Origin of the sequence: Stenotrophomonas sp. NPDC078853 (assembly GCF_044901215.1) — a bacterium.
Lineage (GTDB): Bacteria > Pseudomonadota > Gammaproteobacteria > Xanthomonadales > Xanthomonadaceae > Stenotrophomonas > Stenotrophomonas lacuserhaii.
Map to the genome: position 1 here is coordinate 18,244 of NZ_JBJDOQ010000013.1, position 16,328 is coordinate 34,571.

Genomic DNA, 16,328 nt, shown 5'->3' on the forward strand with positions numbered 1-16,328 from the left:
AGGCGGGCACGGACCGATTTCCAAGGAAGACCCACAGGGGACGATGATGAGTGAGTGGTATTACGCCGAAGGCCAGCAACGCCAGGGCCCGGTAGCCGAGCAGGAAATCCGCCAGCTGTTCCAGCGCAGCCAGATCACGCTGGATACGCTGGTATGGCGCGAGGGAATGGGACAATGGGCCGCACTGCGCACGGTGGTCGATGAGCTGCAGCTGCAGACCCTGGCTTCGGTTGCCGCCGAGCCGAGCACCGGTTTCGACCTGCGCGGCGACTACGCGGCGATCGACAACGGCACCGCGCCGCTGCCGGGCAGTGGCCCGCTGAGCCCGTCGCCGTACGGCGCATCGGCCGCATCGGTGGGCTACGGCAATGCCGTGCCGGTACACGGTGCCGAGGTGCTGTATGCCGGCTTCTGGAAGCGGTTCGCCGCCTACATGATCGACTACGTCATCCTGACCGCGAGCTCGATGATCATCGGCGCTATCGTTGGACTGGGCATCGGTGGCGCGGCCAGCCTGACCGGTGGGGGTTCGACCACCGCAGGCGTGCTCAGCCAGCTGCTCGGCGCGCTGATCGGCTTCGGCATCAGCCTGGCCTATTACGGCTGGTTCCACGCCTCCATCGGCGGGGCGACCCCGGGCAAGATGGCGCTGGGCATCAAAGTGGTGCGCAGCGATGGCGACCGGATCTCCGGCGCGCGCTCGATCGGCCGCTACTTCGCGACGCTCCTGAGCAGCCTGACCCTGCTGGTCGGCTACATCATGGCCGCCTTCACCGAGCGCAAGCAGGCCCTGCACGACATGATCTGCGACACCGTCGTGGTCGACAAGTGGGCCTTCACCGACCAGCCGCACCTGCAGCGTCCGCAACTGGGCGCGGTCGGCGTGGTGGTGCTGGTACTGACCGGCATCCTGTTCATCGGCCTGATCATCGCGATGGTGGTGGCGGTCGGCGCGATCGCCAGGATGGCCGGCTGAATACAGGCGGATGCGGCCGGGACGCTTGACAGAGCGCTCACGACGTGATTCCTCTAATAAGGTAAAAGCTGAACGCCCGGCTCATCCCCGGGCGTTCAGTTTATGGAAATCGACCCGGCCGCTTCACTAATGCGGCCATTTGCTCCACCCTAGCGGCCCTTCCCGGCCGTGCGCACACAAAAGCGACCCCATGCCCAAGCACCTGCTCATCGTCGAATCGCCCGCCAAGGCCAAGACGATCAACAAATACCTCGGCAAGGACTACACCGTCCTGGCCTCGTATGGGCATGTGCGCGACCTGATACCCAAGGAAGGCGCGGTCGACCCGGACAACAATTTCGCGATGCGTTACGACGTCATCGACAAGAACGAAAAGCACGTCGATGCCATTGCCAAAGCCGCAAAGGGCGCCGACGACATCTTCCTGGCGACCGATCCGGATCGCGAGGGTGAAGCGATCAGCTGGCATATCGCCGAGATCCTGAAGGAACGTGGCCTGGTCGGCGACAAGCCGATGCAGCGGGTGGTGTTCACCGAAATCACCCCGCGGGCCATCAAGGAGGCCATGAACCAGCCGCGCGCCATTGCCGCCGACCTGGTCGATGCGCAGCAGGCTCGCCGCGCGCTGGACTACCTGGTCGGCTTCAACCTGTCCCCGGTGCTGTGGCGCAAGGTGCAGCGCGGCCTGTCCGCCGGCCGCGTGCAGAGCCCGGCGCTGCGCATGATCGTGGAGCGCGAGGAAGAAATCGAAGCCTTCATCGCCCGCGAGTACTGGTCCATCGCCGCGGCCTGCGCGCATCCTTCGCAGCCGTTCAACGCCAAGCTGATCAAGCTGGACGGGCAGAAGTTCGAACAGTTCACCGTCACCGACGGCGACACCGCAGAAGCCGCACGCCTGCGCATCCAGCAGGCCGCCCAGGGCAGCCTGCATGTCACCGACGTGGCCAGCAAGGAACGCAAGCGCCGCCCGGCACCGCCGTTCACCACCTCCACCCTGCAGCAGGAAGCTTCGCGCAAGCTGGGCTTCACCACGCGCAAGACCATGCAGGTCGCGCAGAAGCTGTACGAAGGCGTGGCGATCGGCGAGGAAGGCACGGTCGGCCTGATTTCGTACATGCGTACCGACTCGGTCAACCTGTCGCAGGACGCGCTGGCTGAAATCCGCGACGTGATCGCCCGTGATTACGGCATCGCCTCGCTGCCGGACCAGCCCAACACCTACCAGACCAAGTCCAAGAACGCGCAGGAAGCCCATGAAGCGGTGCGTCCCACCTCCGCGCTGCGGACCCCGGCGCAGGTATCGCGCTTCCTGACCGACGACGAGCGCAAGCTGTACGAGCTGATCTGGAAGCGGTCGGTGGCCTGCCAGATGATCCCGGCCACGCTCAATACCGTCAGCGTGGACCTGTCTGCCGGCAGCGAGCATGTGTTCCGCGCCAGCGGCACCACCGTGGTGGTCGCCGGTTTCCTGGCCGTGTACGAAGAAGGCAAGGACACCAAGAGCGCCGATGACGAAGACGAAGGCCGCAAGCTGCCGCTGATGAAGCCCGGCGACCGCGTGCCGCTGGACCGCATCGTTGCCGACCAGCACTTCACCCAGCCGCCGCCGCGCTTCACCGAAGCGGCGCTGGTGAAGGCGCTGGAAGAATATGGCATCGGCCGTCCGTCGACCTACGCCTCGATCATCCAGACCCTGCAGTTCCGCAAGTACGTGGAAATGGAAGGCCGCAGCTTCCGCCCGTCCGACGTGGGTCGCGCGGTCTCCAAGTTCCTGTCCAGCCATTTCACCCAGTACGTGGATTACGACTTCACCGCCAAGCTCGAAGATGAGCTGGATGCGGTGTCGCGTGGCGAAGAGGACTGGATTCCGTTGATGGCCCGCTTCTGGGAGCCGTTCAACAAGCTGGTGGTGGAGAAGAACGAATCGGTCGACCGCGCCGAAGCCAGTGGCGCGCGCGAGCTCGGCACCGATCCCAAGACCGGCAAGCCGGTCAGCGTGCGGCTGGGCCGCTTCGGGCCGTATGCGGCGATCGGCAGCACCGCCGAAGATGCCGAAGACAAGCCGAAGTTCGCCTCGCTGCGCCCAGGCCAGAGCATGCACACCATCAGCCTGGAAGATGCGCTGGAGCTGTTCCTGATGCCGCGCGCGCTGGGCCAGGACAAGGGCGAGGACGTCAGCGTGGGCATCGGTCGCTTTGGTCCGTTCGCCAAGCGTGGCAGCACCTATGCCTCGCTGAAGAAGGAAGATGATCCGTACACGATCGACCTGGACCGTGCGGTCTTCCTGATCGAGGAAAAGGAAGAGATCGCGCGCAACCGGATCATCAAGGAATTCGACGGCAGCGAGATCCAGGTACTGAACGGTCGCTTCGGCCCGTACCTGAGCGACGGCAAGATGAACGGCAAGATCCCCAAGGATCGCGAGCCGGCCTCGCTGACCCTGGCCGAAGCGCAGCAGTTCATGGAAGAAACCGGCAAGCCGGTGCGCAAGGGCTTCGGCAAGAAGGCCGCCAAGAAGACCGTGAAGAAGGAGGCCGCGCCGAAGAAGGTCGCCGCCAAGAAGATCGCGGTGAAGAAGGCCACCAAGAAAGCGACCAAGAAGACCGCCAGGAAAGCGGTGAAAAAGGTCGCCAAGAAGGCCGTGGCGAAGAAGACCGCCGGCTGATCCGGCAGGTCCTGGTAGCGCCGAGCCATGCTCGGCGGAATCAACCCCCGCGCTGCGCGCTCGCCGAGCATGGCTCGGCGCTACCGGTTTTCGCGTGGCAGGCGGATACTGCGTCCATGAAAGAACTCAACCTGATCAGTGCGGTGGCCAGCCTGCGCGCCGGCGGGGTCATCGCCTATCCCACCGAAGCGGTGTGGGGCCTGGGCTGCGACCCCGGCCATCAGATGGCGGTGCATGCCCTGCTCAAGCTCAAGCAACGGCCGGTGGAGAAAGGCATGATCCTGGTCGCCGCCGAACTGCAGCAGCTGCAGGGCTGGGCGGTGCTGGACGCCTTGCCGGACGAACGACAGCGCGAAGTGCTGGCCAGCTGGCCTGGCGCCAACACCTGGATCCTGCCTGCCGGCCCCCGCGCCCCGAAGTGGGTCACCGGGGAGCACAGCGGGCTTGCCGTGCGCATCAGCGCGCATCCGCTGGTGGCAGCGCTGTGCCGGGCATGGGGCGGGCCGCTGGTGTCCACCAGCGCCAACCTGGCCGGCGAGCCGCCTGCACGCACCCGTGCCGAGTTGGACCCGCGCCTGCTGTCGCTGCTCGACGGCCTGCTGGATGGCGATACCGGCGGCCTGGCCCAGCCCACGCCGATCCGCGATGGGCTTAGCGGCAACGTACTGCGCTTCTGAGCCGCTGGCGCCGCCGCGCCGGATACCGCACGATGGGCCATGCGCGCATTCCCTGCCCTGCTGATCGTCCTGCTGCCGGCGCTGGCCCTGGCGGCCCCGGCGCCCCCTGCCGCTGACAGCGTGCGGATCTACCGCTGCGTCGGCAGCGATGGTGCGGTTACATTGCAGGACAGCCCCTGCAGCAGCGGGCGACAGGAAGTGCGACAGATGCAGCGGCCGCAGGATCCCCCGCCGCGCCGTGCCAGCACCGACGACGTCGCCACGCCTGCCGCCAGCAGCGCGCAGGTGCAGCGCGAAATCCGCCATGTCTACGTGCGGCCGCCGCAGCCGATGTACGAATGCGTGACCGAAGAGGGCCGGCGGTACCTGAGCGACAGCAACGAGGGCAATCCGCGCTGGGTGCCGCTGTGGACCAGCGCGTGGGTCGGCGGCGGGCACCGTCCGTGGCACGGCCCGGGCCAGCCCGGACTGCCGCCGATCCGCGCCGAAGGCCGCGGCAACGCAGGGCCCGGACAGCGGCCGCCGCATGGCATCGGCCACGGCATCAGTTTCCCGGCGGGCAACATCCTGGTGCGCGATACGTGCAACGCATTGCCCCCGCAAGAGGTCTGTGCGCGCCTGCGTGACCAGCGCTGGGAGCTGGACCGACGCTACAACAGCGCCCTGCAGGGCGAGCGCCAGGCGATCACCCGCGAGCAGCGCGGCATCGACGCGCGCCTGGACCAGGACTGCGGCGGACGCTGATCGCGCGCCCGCGCCGCTACAATCAGCGGATGAAGACCTGGATCTGCCTGGCCGCGCTGGCGCTGCTGACCGCCCTGCCGGTGTCCGCCAACGAGGACATCGTGTTCCGCTGCACCGATGCCAATGCGAAGGTGACCGTGCAGGATGCGCCGTGTCCGTCCGGCACGGCACAGATCATCCAGCGGCGTGGCGCGTCGAGCGCGTCCACGGCCTCCACCGCGCTGGGTGATTCGCCCGTACCCGCCGCGGCGGCGGTGCTGGACAGCGACCAGCTCGACGCGTCGGCAACCGGCGCTGCAGCCGGCAGCGGCGAGGCGATCCTGGACAGCGACGTGCTGCGCGCACGCGCCATCGCCGATGCCAGCGCCGTGCCGGACCGGCCTCCGCCGCCGGTGATTTTCCGCTGCACTTCCAGCGGCGGCGGCCAGTACTTCCACGAATACGAGGCTGCCCCGTCACACTGCACGGTGTTGCCGATCGCCGGCCTGGGCGGCGGCGTCGCCCCCTACAACGCGGCCAGCTGCGAAGTCGTGCGTGATGCCTGCAGCGAAGTGGAGCTGGCGCAGCGCTGCGGTGCCTGGCAGCAACGACTGCGCGATGCACGCGGCCGCGAAAGCTTTGCAGCCGCCGACGCCCAGCCAAAGGCACGCGACGAGCGCCTGCGCGTGCAGGCAGTGCTGGAAGCCAGCAGCTGCGCGGTGCCCTGAGCGGTCGGCACCGGTGGCCTGGCGCGGCGTAGCTGACGCGCTGCCCCCGCCCTGTCGCTGCACCTACCCTGCAGCCGCGTCGTGCCTTGTCGTGCGCAGGACAGCGGCCGCAGCGGACAGTGCCGTCGATCACAGCACGACAGCACAGCGCTTCCACGTTCCGGCATGCGCATTCAGTGTGGCCACGCCGCGCCTCTGCGGCGAAGCCAGACTGCACGAGGAACCGCACCGTGGATCAGCTTGCAACGTCACCCATCGCCCGGGCCATCCGCCCGCTTCTTTTCGCCCCGGCGTTGATCCTGTTCACATCCGCCGCACACGCAGAACCGCCCTTGCTGGACGTGACGGATGATCATTCAGTGGTCGTCGCGGTGCCATGGGGTGTTCCGCGCGCCGAAGCCGATCGCGAGAACCGATGGTTCGCACACAGCAACCTGCAGCCGACGGGACGTTTCGTCCGCCGTGGACAGCGCCTGAGCGTGACCGTCGCAGGGCCCCACGCCGCCGTCATCGCGATCGGATTGTTCGGTGTCTACAAGGATCTCAATGGCGGCGTGGCGCAGTCTTCGTTCAATCACCAGACCGTGCGGCCCGGCGTCCCCACGTGGGTAACCGCACCGCTTGATGGACTGGTCTACGTGAAGAACGAGGGCAGCCAGCCGCTTCAGGTCACCCTCGAAGGCGGTGAGCCGATACCGACTTTCGTAGGCGGGGTAACGACGAAAGCCAGCTTCGACGCGCAGATGACGCGCTGGCCGCGGGCTCCGTTCGCGACCTTCATCGGCGAACAGGTTTTCGCCGACATCCAGTACCGCTGGGTGCGCGACAACCTGGCGTCGGTCACCGCAGGCCGCATCGCGGGCTGGGACCAGGCAGCCAGGCTCACCAACGAAGTGTATGGGCTGTCCGCAATGGCCAGCGGCCTGGACCGCAAGTCCAGCAACCGTATCCATATCACCAATCCGGACACTGGACCCGGCGCCGCCAGCGCCACCAACTATCGCCTGACCTTCCAAAGCACCGGCGGCGCGGTCCTGCTGCAGCGTGAAGCAGATGACCAGTGGGGCCTCTGGCACGAGATCGGGCACACTTACCAGACCCCGCAATACCGCTGGGCCGGATTGACGGAGGTAACCGTCAACCTGTCTTCCATGGCAATCGAAGAGCGATTGACCGGCCGCAACCGGCTGGACACCGCCGGCTATCGAGCCAAGCGCACGGCCTACTTCGGGCGTGCACCGGCGAAGCGCGACTTCGACAAGCAGACAGACATCTGGTTCAAGCTGCTGATGTTCGACCAACTGCGTCGTTCGTTTGGCGAAGCGTTCTACCCACGCCTGTCGGCCCGCTATCGCCAGCTGCGACGCGACGGAGTCAATCCGCGTGCCGACCAGGAAAAGCGGCAGCTGTTCGCCCTCACCGTCGGCCAGGTCGCCGAGCGCAACATGACCCCCTTCTTCGAACAGTGGGGCATCGCGCTGGACAGCAGCACGCGGGCCGCACTGGCACGACTGCCTGCGCTGGCCCACCCGATCTGGAACAACCACGACCGGGCCACCGATGTGGTGGAAAATGCGTTGCCGCCGCTGTGACCCGGGTCAGAACCCGTAGCGCAGGAAGCCGCCGTCCACCGCGATGCACTCACCGGTGACATAGCTGGCGGCAGGCAGGCACAGGAACCCCACTGCGGAGGCGACCTCTTCCGGTTCACCGATACGGCGCATCGGCGTGCGGTCGATCACCTGCTCGTAGTAATCCGGGTCGGCCAACGGCCCGGACGTGCGTCGGGTACGGATGTACCACGGCGCCACGGCATTCACCCGGATCCCGTCTTCGGCCCATTCGACGGCCAGGTTGCGGGTCATCTGGTGCATGGCGGCCTTGGTCATGCCATAGACCGCCCCGCTGCGCACGTGGGTCAGGCCGGACACGCTGCCGACGTTGACGATGGCCGAAGCGGCATGCCGTGCCAGCAGCGGATGCGCGTAGCGCGACAGCTCGAAGGCCGAGAACAGGTTGGTCTCGAAGATGTTGCGCCATTCGTCTTCGGTGTAATCGATGGCCGGCCGGGTGATGTTGCCACCGGCATTGTTGACCAGGATATGCAGCCCGTCGGCATGGTCCTCGACCCAGTCCAGGATCTCACGCCGGTCTTCGTCATCGGACACGTCGGCGGCCAGGGCGTGGATCGCCTGTGCGGGGAACTCATCGGCAAGGTCGTCGCGGGCACTTTCCAGCATGTCGATATCGCGGCCCACGATCATCACGTCAGCGCCGAAGCCGAGCAGTTCACGTGCGATGGCCAGGCCGATGCCGGCACTGGCTCCGGTGATGAGGGCGGTCTGTCCATCCAGCCGCCAGCGCTGCGCAGTCACGATCTTGAACTCCCATCCGGGCGCTGCCCGTGTAACGATGCGGCAAGCATAGCGCCGTCGCCGGGAGATCTTCGATGCACCAGCTGAAAACCTTCGCCCTGATCGTCACACTGGCCTCGCTGGCCGCCTGCCAGCGCCCCGCGGTCCCGCCGCAGGACAAACCACCGGAGCCCAAGGCGCTGGCGCGCAACGTGCAGGCGCCACTGGAAAAAGCGCGCGGCGTGCAGCAGACGCTGGAGGATGCCGAACAAAAACGGCGCGCCCAGGAAGAGCGCGCCGAGAAGGAATGATCAGTGCCAGGTAGAGCCGACCGAGGTCGGCTGCTACCGTCTGAAGACAGTCAGAAACCGCAGAAGCAGTACGCCAGCGCCTTGACCGGGGTGCCCTTGCCCTGCTCGCGCGCGGCGTTCTGCACGAAGCGCAGCTGGGTATCCACTTCCGGCATCGTCCGCGCCAGCACCATCCGGCCCACGCCGGATTCGGCCAGCATCCAGGCACCGGCGTGGCTGCCGGCGAAACCGCCCACGAACTGTGCGAACGGGGTAGCGGGCTTTTCGATGTAACGCACGCGGTACTTGTCATCGGCACCGAGCTTGGCCCGGCCCGCAGCGTCGGCCACGGCGTCCTTCAGGCCGCCGAAGGCATCGACCAGGCCGCGCTCCTTGGCCTGGGCACCGGACCAGACGCGGCCACGGGCCACTTCGTCCACGGCCTCGACCGGCTTCTTGCGCGCATCGGCCACGCGACCGGTGAAGTCCGCGTAACCCTTGTCGATCACCGACTGGATCACCTGGCCCACGGCCGGGTCCAGCGGCTTGGTCATGTCGAACGCGCCGGCGAAACGGGTGGTGCCCACGCCGTCGGTATGCACGCCGATCTTGTCCAGCGCGCGCGCCACGTTCGGCACCATGCCGAAGATGCCGATCGAACCGGTGATGGTCGAGGCATCGGCATAGATGCGGTCGGCATTCATGCTGATCCAGTAGCCACCGGAGGCGGCCAGGTCACCCATCGACACCACCACCGGCTTGCCGGCGGCCTGCAACGCCACCACTTCGCGGCGGATCTGCTCGGAGGCGAACACTTCGCCACCCGGCGAATCCACGCGCAGCACCACGGCCTTCACGTCATCGTCGTCGCGGGCTTCGCGCAGCAGCGCGGAGGTCGACTCGCCGCCGATGCGACCGGCCGGCAGGTCGCCGCCGCTGATCTCGCCCGATGCCACCACCACGGCCACCTGCGGACGCGAATCCACCGGGCTGCGACCTGCGTCGACCTGGCCCAGGTAGGCGCCCAGGTTGATGCTGCGGAAACCACCTTCGGCATCGCCGTCGGCCACGCCGCGTTCAACCATCAGGTCTTCGAACTCTTCGCGGGTCTTCAGCGCGGTGACCAGCTTCTGCTGCAGGGCGAACTTTGCCAGGTCACCGCCGGCGGCGGCCACGCCTTCGGGCAACGTATCGATGCCGGCGGCCAGCTGTGCCGGATCCAGGCGACGTGCCTTGGCGATGTCACCGAGGTAGCGCTGCCAGACATCGTTCATCCAGTACAGGTCCGCTTCCTTGGCCTGCGGCGATGCGGCGTCCAGCACGTACGGTTCGGCGGCGGACTTGTACTCGCCCACCTTGAACAGGTGCACGTCCACGCCCAGTTTGTCCTGCAGGCCGGTGCGGAAGTACTGGCGATAGCGGCCGAGGCCTTCCAGCAACACCGCGCCCATCGGGTCCAGGTAGACCTCGTCGGCCTGTGCGGCCAGCAGGTACTGCGATTGGCCCATGCTTTCGCTGTAGGCCACCAGCTGCTTGCCGGACGCACGCAGCTGCTGCAGGGAAGCGGCGACTTCGCGCAGCGAGGCGAAGCCGGACGGCTGCAGCTTGTCCAGTTCCAGCACCACCCGCTCGATCTTCTTGTCCTCGCGCGCGGCGTCGATGGCCCGGATCAGATCGCGCAGCTGGATCTCTTCGGCACTGGTATCTCCCATCGCCTTGGCGAAAGCGCGGCTGACCGGATCAGCGCTGAACTGCTCCACCAGGCGTCCTTCCGGGGCGATCACCAGGGTGGTGCGGTCCTGCAGCGACTTGCTTGCGCCCGCACCCATGCCGGCCGCCACGACCAGCGCGACCAGGATGAAGAACAACAGGCCGAAGAACAGCACGTTGAGGATCAGCCGCCGCGTGAAGTTCATCACGTCCCACAGCCCGATGAAGAATGCCGCGATGGGATTGCGTCGCGCGGGGGGCAGCGGTGGCACGGTTTGGTTCATGGATTGCTCCGGTTGGCGTCTTGCCGTGGAAATTGCGGGATCAGCATAACGGGTGTGGTTGCCTGCAGCATCGGACACAAGTAAGGGTGCCACCGTGAAGCGCGGCCGACGCTGCTGGCATTCAGGACAGCGCTGACTGGCCCACGCGCGCGCCGCTGCGATGCAGGCGCCAGCCCATCAGGATGGCGGCGGCGGTCAGTCCGACGATCAGGCCGATCCACATGCCCTGCGGCCCCATGCCCAGCCCCAGGCCAAGCCCGGCACCGAGCGGCATGCCCAGCCCCCAGTACGCGAACATGGCGATGAACATCGGCACGCGGGTGTCTTTCAGCCCGCGCAGCGCGCCGGCCGACAGCACCTGGATGCCGTCGGGGAACTGGAAGGCAGCCGCGTACAACAGCAGCGTGGAGGCCAGCCCGGCGACCGCCAGGTCATTGGTGTACACCCCGACGATGGCGTCGTGGCCGAACAACAGCGCCAGCGCCGACACTGTCTGCGTGCCCATGATGATTGCGTAGCCGGCCCACGCCGCGCGGCGCACGCCATGGCCATCGCCGCGCCCGACCGAATGGCCCACGCGCACGGTGGTGGCCTCGGCCACGCCCATCGGGATCATGAAGCACAGCTGGGCCACGTTGATCGCGATCTGGTGCGCGGCGGCCTCGTTGGCACCCAGCCGGCCGATCAGCAACGCGGTGACGATGAACAGCCCACCCTCCATCAGCACGGTGATGCCGATCGGCAGGCCGGTACGCAGCAGGTCCCAGATGGCACGCCAGCGCGGGCCTTCGAAATGGCTGAACAACTGCAGGTGTTCGAAGCGCCGGGTCTTCCACAGATAAGCGCCGAAGCACAGCGCCTGCAGCCACATCATGATCGCCGAGGCGATGCCGAGGCCTTCGGCGCCCAGCTCCGGGAAACCCAGTCTGCCATTGGCCAGTACGTAGCCCATCGGCGCCAGCACCAGCAGCCCGCCGAAGCCGATCAGCATGGTCGGCAGGGTCCAGTGCATGCCCTCGCTGAGATAACGCATGCAGAAGTACAGGGTCAGCGCCGGGCCGCCCCAGCGCACCGCATGCAGGAACGCGGTGGCGCCCGGCACGATATCCGGCGCGATGCCGAAGGCAGGCAACAGCGGCGGCACCACGCTGAGGAAGGTGAACATGATCAGGCCCAGGCCCAGCGCCAGCCACAGGGCCTGGCGGAACAACGGCCCGATCTCGCGCTCGCGGCCGGCGCCGTGCAGCTGCGATACCGACGCGGTGAGCGAAATCAGCGTCCCGATCGGGATCAGCATCGGCAGCCACAGCAGCGCGGTGCCGATGGTCACCGCCGCAAGCGTGTGGGTGCCGTGGTGGCCGGCAATCACGTTGTCGACGAAGGAGATCAGGCCGGTGGAGACATGGCCCAGGACGAGCGGCAGGGCAAGGATGCCGGTGGCGCGCACTTCTTGGCTGAAGCGCGGGGCAGGGGATGCGATAGACATGGTGCTGCAGGGGGTCGGCGACTACGGCTGCGCGCGAAGGGCACAGACACCGGGTTGCGGGGCGCCATCTTACCCGTTCCTGGGACATCGCGGCCGGGCCGGGTGGGTGACGACCGCTGCCCGGGTGGGTGACGACCGTTGGTCGTCACGCTTCTCCCGCCGGACCCGGGCAGCCTGGCGCTAGCGCCCGACCTGCCGGGCCAGCCAGGCATCCCGCTGGGCCGGCGCCACGGACAGGAATTCGGTCCGCACCGCATCGCGCTGCTGCGGCGGCGTGCGCTGCGCCACCAGCGTCAATTGCGACACCTGCGCCGCAGTGAGCTGCCGCAGCGTCGCCAGGGTGGCGTCGCGTTGGTTTTCCGGCACATAACCGAACATCCCCTGCAGCCGGCTGAAATGCTCGCCCAGCAGCGGGCCCAGGCGCCAGCCATCACGGAATGCCTGGTCCTGCGCAGTGAACTGGTCACGCAGCTCCTGCTGCCTGGCGGGCGGCAGGGCCGCGAAACGCCCGGCGGCCTCGCGCACGCGCGCCCGCTCGGACTCGCTCATGGCCCGCCACGCCGCGTACTGGCTGCGGCGCTCGCGCTTCTGTTCCGCGCTGAGCTGCTGCCACGGCATGGCCACCGGGGCGGCGGGACTGCCGATGGCGCCCGGGCTTGCGGGCCCGGAGAGCGGCAGCGCGGTTCGGTCAGGGGCGCCGTGTGCCAGCCCGGCAGCGCCCAGCAACACCAGCGCGCATAGACGCTTACTCATCAGCCGCCGCCGTTTCCAGCGCGGCCGCCACCGGCTCCGGCCGGGTCGGTCTGGCCTGGGACTCATCGACGGGCAGCGGACCACCCGCGGCCGACCAGGCATGCAGGTCTGCGTCGGCGAGCAGCGGGAAATCGCGGTCTGCCAGCATGGCCGCATCTTCTGTCGCCATCGGATCGGCGGCGGCGGCGGCGACCTTCGGCGCATCGCCTTCCAAGGCTTCCACGGTGACCGGACCGGCCTCGCCCACCGCGCCTTCCGGGACGACGGCAGGTGCATCGGGTACCCGCCCCTGCCAAGCGCGCCATCCGAGCCCGGCCAGCAGCAGTACCAGCACGGTGCCGAGCAGGATCACCGGCCCACGCCAACGGCGTTGCTGCGAGGACCGACGGCGTGGCGGTGCCGAGGGCGTGCGCTGTTCGGCTGCGGGGGCGCGCCAGGTCTTGGGTGCATCGTCCTTCCTGCCCGCCACCACCGGTTGCTGCAGTTCCTTCAGTCGCTGCGCGGGCAGTTCCCGGATCTGCTGCTGGACCTGCTCGGCCAGCCCCCGCCAGGCCTGCGCGTCGGGATTGCCTTGCCGATCACGCGGGCAGGCAGCGGCCAGTGCCTCCTGGTAACCGTCTACATCGGTATCCAGCAGGCGCGCGGCGGTGTCTTCATCTAGCCCGGCACCGATACGCAGCAGCAGCGCCAGGCGGATCAGCGGCTCCAGGTTGCCCAGATGGGCCAGCGGCCCCTCCCAGCGGCCGGTGGGGGTGTCGCGCAGTGCCTGCCGGGCCGCCAGCAGCGCCCAGAAGCGGGGTGGCCACTGGGCCATCGGCAGATCACTGGCCACTGCGGCGAACGCGCGCATGACCGCAACCAACTCCTGCTCTGCCCGCGCTCCGTCACCGGTCTGCAGCTCGGCGACCACCAGGGCACGGCGCTCGACGCCACGTAGAAATGCCGACAACGCACCGGCCGCAGTAGGGGATGAAGAGGCGGACGCTGCCGTCATCGGGGACTCCAGGAATTCACGCGGAATGATAGCCGCTCCCAACCAGAGACGCCGAGGGCTTGCTACCGACAAGCGTTCGTGCTGCACGTTGTGCACAGCGTCAAGAAAACCTGGCGACACTCATGCCCAAACCCCTCCCACTTCATGTTTCAGCGGTATTTCACACCTAAGTAATTGATTTCAATGATCAATATCATGTGGCTATTTTTTGACCACGAGAACTTGAAGGCTGTCGGCATCGGCACTTGCCGTGTTCCACCCTCGCTAACACACAGACTTATCCACAAAAGATGTGGATAACCCTGAATCTCCAATGCAGTCCGATATTTACCTCTTGTTTAGACTGTCTTCACTGAGGATCGACGCCCCTGAATGCGCACTGCGGTGGTCCCGGATGGGTCGGTACACTGCGCACCATGGAAGCTCCCCTGCCCACCCTGCGCATCGCCCTGCCGGTCCCGTTGCCGCAGTTGTTCGACTATCTGCCGCCAGAGGGTGCTGCACCGGAAGCGGTCGTTGGCTGCCGGGTCCGGGTGCCGTTCGGCCCGCGCGAGCTGGTCGGGCTGGTGGTGGAACAGGGCAGCGCGGATCCGGCGTCCAGCCTGCGCCAAGCGCTTGCCTGGCTGGATTGCGCACCACTGCTGCAGGGCGAACTGTGGCAAAGCCTGCAATGGCTGGCACGCTACACCCACGCGCCACTGGGCGAAGTGGTGTCCACCGCCCTGCCCGGCCCGCTGCGGCACGGTGAGCCGCTGCCGGAAACCCACCACTGGGGCTGGCAGCTCACTGCCGCCGGGCACGAACAGCGGGGCAGCCTGCGCGCCGGCAGCCGGCCGCGCCAGTTGGCCGAACTGCTGGCCGAAGCGGTGGTCGACGAAGACGTGATCGCCGCGCGGATGGACGACTGGCGCGCGCCTGCGCGCAGCCTGGCCAAGCGTGGCTTGGCCGAGCGCGTGGCGCTGGCAGTGGCACCGCTGCAGGCCAGTCCACTGGGCGGCCCCACCCTGAACCCGGGGCAGGCCACCGCAGTGCAGGCGATCACCGCCGCGCAGGGTTTCGCCCCGTTCCTGCTGGACGGGGTCACCGGCAGTGGCAAGACCGAGGTCTATCTGCAGGCCATCATCCAGTGCCTGGCCCAGGGTCGGCAGGCCCTGGTGCTGGTGCCGGAAATCGGCCTCACCCCGCAGACCCTGGCGCGCTTCCGCGGCCGCTTGGGGATCGCCGTGCACGCCTTCCACTCCGGCCTCAACGACAACGAACGCGCGCGGGTCTGGGCGGCGGCATCGCGCGGCGAAGCGCGGGTGGTCGTCGGCACCCGCTCGGCGATCTTCATGCCGCTGCCGGAAGCCGGCCTGTTGATCGTCGATGAGGAACACGACAACAGCTACAAGCAGCAGGACGGCATCCGCTACCACGCGCGCGATTTCGCCCTGGTGCGGGCCAAGGCGCTGGGCATTCCGGTAGTGCTGGGCAGCGCCACCCCGGCCATGGAGACCCTGCACAATGCGCATGCCGGCCGCTTCGCCCACCTGCGCCTGAAGGTACGTGCCGGTGACGCGATGCCACCGCGCGTGCGCATCCTGGATGTACGCAAGCGACCGCTTCGGGACGGCCTGTCGCCGCAGGTACTGGAAGGCATCGCCGAGCACCTGCGCAACGGACAGCAGGTGCTGGTCTTCAAGAACCGCCGTGGCTATGCACCGGTACTGCTGTGCCACGACTGCGGTTGGACTGCGCCCTGCCAGCGCTGCGATGCGCCGATGACCGTGCATGGCGCGGGCCGGCGCCTGCAGTGCCACCACTGCGGTGCGCGGCAGGCCGCCCCGCTGGCCTGCCCGGCCTGCGCCAGCCTGGCGCTGCAGCCGCAGGGGATCGGCACGGAGCGGCTGGAGGAACACCTGGTACAGGCGTTCCCGGACGTGCCGGTGCTGCGCATCGACCGCAGCACCACTTCGCGCCGCGATGCGCTGGAACAACAGCTGGCCCGGCTCGGCGACCAGCCCGGCATCCTGGTCGGCACGCAGATCCTGGCCAAGGGCCACGACCTGCCCAAGCTGACCCTGGTGGTGGTGGTGGGCATCGACGAAGGATTGTTCTCTTCGGATTTCCGCGCCACCGAGAAGCTGGCCCAGCAGTTGATCCAGGTGGCCGGCCGCGCCGGGCGCGCGCGCGATCCCGGCGAGGTCTGGCTGCAGACCCACCATCCTGGCCACCCGCTGCTGGAAACCCTGGTCAACGGCGGTTACCACCCGTTCGCCGCAGCCGAACTCAACCAGCGCCAGGCCGCCGGCTTCCCGCCGTTCGCGCATCTGGCGCTGCTGCGCGCCGAAGCGCAGCAGGTCGAACATGCCAATGCGTTCCTGCTCGCCGTGCGTGCGCTGGTGGGCGAACAGCCGCGCCTGGAAGCGTTCGGGCCGATGCCCGCGCCGATGCCACGGCGGGCGGGGTACCAGCGTACGCAGCTGCTGCTGTCCAGCGCGCAGCGCCCCGCGCTGCATGCCGTGCTGGATCATGTGGCGCCCTTGCTGCAGGGCTTGCCGGAGGCCCGCAAGGTGCGCTGGTCGCTGGATGTGGATCCGGTGGATCTGTACTGACCGGCCATCGTTGATGACGGGCCGCCTTTGGGGATGACGACAGGCTCTGGTGGGTGACGACCGTTGGTCGTCACGCCGCTGCGCTCGCCGAGCA

General features: G+C 67.9%; 13 protein-coding genes. 8 read left to right on the plus strand and 5 right to left on the minus strand.

What is annotated here, in order from left to right; genetic code table 11:
• Window positions 1-46: 46 nt before the first annotated feature.
• The 6 genes from ACI2JH_RS13680 to ACI2JH_RS13705 all read left to right on the plus strand — a co-directional run bounded on the left by ACI2JH_RS13680 (window position 47) and on the right by ACI2JH_RS13705 (window position 7,361).
• Window positions 47-976, plus strand: coding sequence for an RDD family protein (locus tag ACI2JH_RS13680; protein WP_404736481.1), 930 nt, complete (start codon window positions 47-49; stop codon window positions 974-976).
• Window positions 977-1,166: 190 nt separating this feature from the next.
• Complete coding sequence (locus ACI2JH_RS13685) at window positions 1,167-3,641, plus strand: DNA topoisomerase I (protein WP_101101344.1); 2,475 nt, start codon at window positions 1,167-1,169, stop codon at window positions 3,639-3,641.
• Between the two features lie 116 nt (window positions 3,642-3,757).
• Entirely contained in the window at window positions 3,758-4,318 is a 561-nt protein-coding gene (locus ACI2JH_RS13690) for a Sua5/YciO/YrdC/YwlC family protein (RefSeq protein ID WP_042614483.1), read from the plus strand.
• A gap of 39 nt (window positions 4,319-4,357) precedes the next feature.
• Window positions 4,358-5,062 carry a DUF4124 domain-containing protein gene (locus ACI2JH_RS13695; RefSeq protein WP_182656176.1) on the plus strand — a complete coding sequence of 235 codons (705 nt, stop codon included), beginning with the start codon at window positions 4,358-4,360 and terminating at the stop codon, window positions 5,060-5,062.
• Between the two features lie 29 nt (window positions 5,063-5,091).
• On the plus strand, window positions 5,092-5,769 hold the full coding sequence (locus tag ACI2JH_RS13700) for a hypothetical protein (protein ID WP_319276639.1): 678 nt from the start codon (window positions 5,092-5,094) through the stop codon (window positions 5,767-5,769).
• Between the two features lie 230 nt (window positions 5,770-5,999).
• On the plus strand, window positions 6,000-7,361 hold the full coding sequence (locus ACI2JH_RS13705) for a M60 family metallopeptidase (protein WP_404736482.1): 1,362 nt from the start codon (window positions 6,000-6,002) through the stop codon (window positions 7,359-7,361).
• Between the two features lie 6 nt (window positions 7,362-7,367).
• Here the strand turns inward: ACI2JH_RS13705 and ACI2JH_RS13710 are convergent, their stop codons facing one another.
• Window positions 7,368-8,144 (minus strand): SDR family oxidoreductase, encoded by a 777-nt coding sequence (locus ACI2JH_RS13710; RefSeq protein ID WP_042614487.1) that lies wholly within the window; start codon window positions 8,142-8,144, stop codon window positions 7,368-7,370.
• 74 nt (window positions 8,145-8,218) lie between these two features.
• On the opposite strand from ACI2JH_RS13710, the gene ACI2JH_RS13715 reads away from it, so the two are divergent.
• Window positions 8,219-8,434 carry a hypothetical protein gene (locus tag ACI2JH_RS13715; protein ID WP_404736483.1) on the plus strand — a complete coding sequence of 72 codons (216 nt, stop codon included), beginning with the start codon at window positions 8,219-8,221 and terminating at the stop codon, window positions 8,432-8,434.
• Between the two features lie 50 nt (window positions 8,435-8,484).
• On the opposite strand, the gene sppA is transcribed toward ACI2JH_RS13715, so the two are convergent.
• From sppA to ACI2JH_RS13735, 4 genes are all read right to left on the minus strand, one after another.
• Window positions 8,485-10,407 carry a signal peptide peptidase SppA gene (sppA, locus tag ACI2JH_RS13720; RefSeq protein ID WP_404736484.1) on the minus strand — a complete coding sequence of 641 codons (1,923 nt, stop codon included), beginning with the start codon at window positions 10,405-10,407 and terminating at the stop codon, window positions 8,485-8,487.
• 121 nt (window positions 10,408-10,528) lie between these two features.
• Complete coding sequence (locus tag ACI2JH_RS13725) at window positions 10,529-11,893, minus strand: MATE family efflux transporter (protein ID WP_182656179.1); 1,365 nt, start codon at window positions 11,891-11,893, stop codon at window positions 10,529-10,531.
• Between the two features lie 180 nt (window positions 11,894-12,073).
• On the minus strand, window positions 12,074-12,646 hold the full coding sequence (locus ACI2JH_RS13730) for a DUF3106 domain-containing protein (RefSeq protein WP_182656180.1): 573 nt from the start codon (window positions 12,644-12,646) through the stop codon (window positions 12,074-12,076).
• Window positions 12,639-13,640 carry a hypothetical protein gene (locus ACI2JH_RS13735; RefSeq protein WP_404736485.1) on the minus strand — a complete coding sequence of 334 codons (1,002 nt, stop codon included), beginning with the start codon at window positions 13,638-13,640 and terminating at the stop codon, window positions 12,639-12,641. Before ACI2JH_RS13735 ends, ACI2JH_RS13730 begins: the two co-directional genes overlap by 8 nt.
• Before the next feature lie 416 nt (window positions 13,641-14,056).
• Here ACI2JH_RS13735 and ACI2JH_RS13740 point away from each other — a divergent pair, with 416 nt between their 5' ends.
• Window positions 14,057-16,234: a primosomal protein N' gene (locus tag ACI2JH_RS13740; RefSeq protein WP_404736486.1), complete on the plus strand. Its 2,178-nt coding sequence runs from the start codon at window positions 14,057-14,059 to the stop codon at window positions 16,232-16,234.
• The last annotated feature ends 94 nt before the right edge of the window (window positions 16,235-16,328 follow it).